General features: G+C 65.9%; 5 protein-coding genes and 1 pseudogene. 1 reads left to right on the forward strand and 5 read right to left on the reverse strand.

Features of this window, described 5'->3' with window-relative positions:
- Positions 1-95: 95 nt before the first annotated feature.
- Both FAF44_RS52200 and FAF44_RS56575 read right to left on the reverse strand, forming a co-directional pair.
- Positions 96-821, reverse strand: a complete 726-nt coding sequence (locus FAF44_RS52200; protein ID WP_368857802.1) for an RNaseH domain-containing protein — start codon at positions 819-821, stop codon at positions 96-98.
- Positions 769-1,116 (reverse strand): annotated as a pseudogene (locus tag FAF44_RS56575) (hypothetical protein); the annotation flags it as partial. The gene FAF44_RS52200 and the pseudogene FAF44_RS56575, both read right to left, overlap by 53 nt.
- Here FAF44_RS56575 and FAF44_RS52205 point away from each other — a divergent pair.
- Entirely contained in the window at positions 1,109-2,353 is a 1,245-nt protein-coding gene (locus FAF44_RS52205; RefSeq protein ID WP_272896225.1) for an IS256 family transposase, read from the forward strand. The pseudogene FAF44_RS56575 and the gene FAF44_RS52205 overlap by 8 nt on opposite strands.
- A 130-nt stretch (positions 2,354-2,483) precedes the next feature.
- On the opposite strand, the gene FAF44_RS52210 is transcribed toward FAF44_RS52205, so the two are convergent.
- The 3 genes from FAF44_RS52210 to FAF44_RS52220 are packed head-to-tail and all read right to left on the reverse strand — an operon-like array spanning position 2,484 to position 4,446.
- Positions 2,484-3,152, reverse strand: coding sequence for a hypothetical protein (locus tag FAF44_RS52210; RefSeq protein WP_237110950.1), 669 nt, complete (start codon positions 3,150-3,152; stop codon positions 2,484-2,486).
- Positions 3,134-3,649, reverse strand: coding sequence for a hypothetical protein (locus FAF44_RS52215; protein WP_237110951.1), 516 nt, complete (start codon positions 3,647-3,649; stop codon positions 3,134-3,136). The genes FAF44_RS52210 and FAF44_RS52215 overlap by 19 nt, the downstream gene beginning before the upstream one ends.
- Entirely contained in the window at positions 3,634-4,446 is an 813-nt protein-coding gene (locus FAF44_RS52220) for a hypothetical protein (RefSeq protein WP_237110952.1), read from the reverse strand. Before FAF44_RS52220 ends, FAF44_RS52215 begins: the two co-directional genes overlap by 16 nt.
- Positions 4,447-4,517 lie beyond the last annotated feature (71 nt).

Raw genomic sequence — 4,517 nt, forward strand, 5'->3', positions numbered from 1 at the left:
CTCATGGGGCTGGGGCATGCCATCACGTTCACATACTCCAGCCCTCGCACACCAGGAAACCGAAAGATCACCCAACGTGATCTAGCCATGTAGTACTAGAGGTGAGATGGCAGTCCGTTCGGCCCGTCCTTCGGGTTGACACCCCACCACTGAGCCGTTTCCCGGCCCCGTGCGGTTCGCACCCGTACAAGGCGCAGATCGGGGTCCAGCCGGCGGGCCCGCGCATGTCCGTCGCGGATGCGGTCGGGTTCTACGCGGCCATCCTGCAGCCAGGTCCAATGCGAGCGGGCGTTTTGCCCGTGGGCGAGGAGCACCGTGGGTGTGCCGCGTAGAGAGCGCCGCATCTTCTGCAGCCACTCCTCCATGTCGCGTCGCTGTTCTTCCATGCCGCGACGCCAGCTGCCTCGTTTGCCAGCCTCCGCGCCGGCCTCGGAGCCGGGAAGCGAGACCTCCGCGAGGCGTGTCAGCTTCAACAGCAACGCAGGGTACGGAATCCAGGCGCCCGCCCCGTCGTCCGCACCTGCGTCCCACCCCTGGACGCTGGCGATACCGCTGCCGAAACTCTGCGGAGTCACCAGCACAGCGATGGGGACGTGCGCTGCCCAGCGGTTGCGCGCCGTGCGGTTCTTCCTGACGAGCCAGACAGCCGCGTATCGCAAACCCTCGGGCAACCTGTTGCCCAGGCCGTGTTCGGGGTGTACTCGAATGCCAAGCTGACGTAGTCCGTCGTCCCAGGCCATCGAGGCACGATGCGCCACGTTTTTCATTGAGTTGTATCGCCCGACCTTCTTGGGGCACGGCCACGAACTGGGTGACGGCACCTGCGTCTGCGAAGCCCAGCCTGAGGGCGAACTTCGGGTCGTGGTCGCCGGTCTCGAAGTCGGCCCGCCGGTCCAGTTCCACCATCGCCAGCGTCGGTGCCTCGTCCGTGACATCTTTGTCCAGCCATGAGTAGGCGTCGGTGCGACGTGCGCGTACGGCGGCACGGGTTTGAACCCGTTCGTCACCTTGGTACCCGTGAGGGAAGATCGATGTGACATGAGGGCGGCCACTCCGCGATCCTTCACAGCTGTCGAAGGCATAAGAAGGAGAACGAGAAGTGGCCGCTATGGACATTCTGCCTGCTGAGGGTGAGTGGTTCGACGAGACCCTCGCCGCGGCTTCGCCCGATGTGCTGCGCGAGATGGTCGTGCGGATGGCGCAGATGATGATGGACGCCGAGGTCGAGCAGCGCTGCGGCGCCGGCTACGGGGAGGTATCGGACCAGCGCGTCAACTCGCGTAACGGCTACCGGCGGCGGGAGTGGGACACCCGCGCGGGCACGGTCGAACTTGCCATCCCCAGGCTGCGGCAGGGGTCGTACTACCCGGACTGGCTGCTGGAGCGGCAGCGGCGCGCCGAACGGGCGCTGACGTCGGTGGTGGCGACCTCGTACCTGTTGGGCGTCTCAACCCGGCGAGTGGAACGGCTCGCCGAGCAGCTCGGGGTGACCAAGCTGTCCAAGTCGCAGGTCAGCGTGATGGCCCGGGAGCTGGATCAGATGGTGAGCGAGTTCCGCAACCGGCCGTTGGACGCCGGGCCGTACACGTTCGTCTGGATCGACGCCCTCACGCAGAAGGTGCGCGAGGGTGGGCGGACAGTCAACGTGCACGCCCTGGTCGCGACCGGCGTCAACGCCGACGGCCACCGCGAGATCCTCGGCATCGACGTCGTCTCCAGCGAGGACGGCGCAGGCTGGCTGGCGTTCCTGCGCGGCCTGATCGCCCGCAGCTTGTCCGGGGTCGGCCTGGTCATCTCCGATTGCCATGCCGGACTGCGCGACGCGATCGGCTCCACACTGCCCGGCGCCTCCTGGCAGAGGTGCCGCGCTCACTACGCGCGAAATCTTTCGACGACTGTTCCGAAGGCGGCCCAGCCGTGGGTGGCCACCATGCTGCGCACCATCTTCGAACAGCCCGACACCGCCTCGGTGCGAGCGCAGCACCGCCAGGTCGTCCAAGCGCTGGAGGACAAGTATCCCAAGGCCGCCGAGCACCTGGACGAGGCGCGCGAGGACATCTTGGCCTTCGCCGTCTATCCCAAGGCGGTGTGGCGGCAGATTTGGTCCAACAACCCCCAGGAGCGGCTGAACAAGGAGATCCGCCGCCGCACCGACGTGGTCGGCATCTTCCCCAACCGTGATGCCATCATCCGGCTGGTGGGCGCGGTGCCGGCCGAGCAGCACGATGAGTGGACCGAAGGCCGGCGCTACCTCGGCTTGGAAATCCTCGCCGACTGCCGCAAGGCCGCGGAGAGAAAGGAAAGAGAAGACGCTGGTGACACTAATGTGACTGTCGATGCGATTGCTGCTTAAATAGGAATTAGATCGCAGAGTGGTCGAATCTCATACACCACGATCTTGGACGCGGCCCCGCGCCGTCGAGCCGCCTGTTCCACTGTTGCCGTACGCAACATCAGTGCTGGCCGGTGGACTGTGTGTCAGTTTATGGGTTCAACACGTTTGTACCGCTCGCGGTACGAGCAGCATCTCCCCGTGCCGGCGGTTCATGGGCGACTACGGACTTTCCCGAACTCTGTAGGCAACCTCGTTGCCGTAGACGTCGCAGCGTCCATCGTCTCCACATGAGACGGCGGTACCCGAATCGGTAGATAACCGCGATCTCCATCCGGGCGACGATCTGGTCAACGTCTTGTGAGCCAGCATCACCGAGAACCATGCCGGCGGCCGTCGTCACGGGTGGTGTTTGCCAAGCGGCTACGCATGCGGGTGAGACGCGGGCGCTGAGCTCTACGAGGCAGGAGTCGAAGACCTTACTAATGGCTTGGCTTTCGGCGGCGACCCAGGCTTTGGACTCGGCCAGTTGTTCTTGAAGACTGTGGCCGTGGTTGGCAAGTGCCGCCAGCGTGCTGGGCTCGTCATCGGTTCGTCGGCGGATTCGGTAGGGGTATTCGGCCCAGGCTACGAGGCAGCGGACCACCTGGGCGTAACGGTCACGCCGGATGGCGGCATTGGCCTTGGCGTTACCCAGGAGGGTGCCGAGCACTCCGGCGAGCACGCTTGAGCCGAGAATGGCCAGGCCGATCGAGAGTAGGGCTGGCTGCTCGGTGGCCTGGCCGGGGGCTAAGTGTGTGATCAGCAGCGTCGGACCCATCGGTGTTGTTCCCTCCGCATCTGAGGCGTGCGAATACGGTGGGGCTTGGCATCGCCGTCACCGTGTGGGGCATCTTCGCACGGCCAGACGTTGGTGCGCCGCCATGCCTCCTCGAGCATCAGGTGCCGATGGATTAGGGTGATGAGCGGCTCCAGGCCGTCCTCGGGTAGCCAGCGCAGTGCAGGATCGTCTCGGCTGTACTGCAGGCACAGATCGGCGGGCTGGGTGTTGCGGTGTTTGAAGCGGCGTCTGGAGCTTGATCTCGGGTAAACGTGGATGTGATCGCCGGGCGGAATGATCACCAACCGCACGCGCTCGGTCGGATAGCCGTCGCGTGCGAGGGCAGGCAGGGGCATCAGGGTCAGTTCGAGCAGGGCGGCACCTCGCCAACCGCTGCGGCCGGTGGCCTCCGCCACGCCGTACAGGTCGGCGTGGCGGAGGAGGTATTCGGCTGCCTTGGCAGGATCAATGAGTGCCTCGGTTACCGAGTACGCCATGACCTCGCCGGTCTGTTCGGCTGCGCCCCGCGCCGGGAGGAGACGGCGCGGCCGGTCGAGGTGATGCTGCGTGCCGTCAGCGCGGCCAGCGCCTGGGCGGCGGTCTGTGCAGACGGCGCCGGGAACGGGTCGCCGAAAACCGAGTGCCAGATCTCGATGGCGGCCTCGTGCTCGCCGTCAGCGGCCAGATGGAGGGCCTCCCGGCCTCGTGCCGCCGCCGTCGCGAAGGCCTTGCTGTAGGTCGTCCGGTCGGACGGCGTCCATTCCTCGGCCAGGTCGTCGACCCCGGTGGGGTCCATCACCTTGCCCATCACCGCGGTGGCCGCGTGCTCGAAGAAGGCCACCATGGCGGCCGCGTGCGCCATCTTCTTGGTGATCGCGGCGTAGCACAGTGACTCGATGACCAGCCCGCACAAGCCCTGCAGTTCGGGCTTGTCACCCTTGAACGACTTGCCCATGCGCACCTGGTGAACGAACACGCCGCCCGTCGCCTTGTTCCGGTCAACCACTACCCGGCGCAGCGTACGGGTGTTAGACCTCTCCCAGCGGTCGAGCTCACGGTCAGCGATGAACACGTCTTCGCCGCCGTTGATGTCGGCGAAGGCCGGGACCAAGTCGACGGTGAAAATGCAGTCGGGAAAGGTGATCTGCAAGGCGTGCGCGGGCTCGTCGTCAACGTCGAAGCGGGCATCCGGCCAGTGCTTCTCAATCTCACGGCGAAGCCGGGCCATCGCCGCTGCGGGCCCGCCCTTGCCCGCGCCGAACCACGCCTGGAGTTGCCCCGGTTCGATAGACACATCAGGGCTTGCGACTACGCGGCAGCATAGTCGAGGTCTTGGGCGTTCTTGAGCGTGTGTCGACGTTCGTA

The sequence above is a fragment of the Nonomuraea sp. MG754425 genome (assembly GCF_021699195.1).
GTDB lineage: Bacteria > Actinomycetota > Actinomycetes > Streptosporangiales > Streptosporangiaceae > Nonomuraea.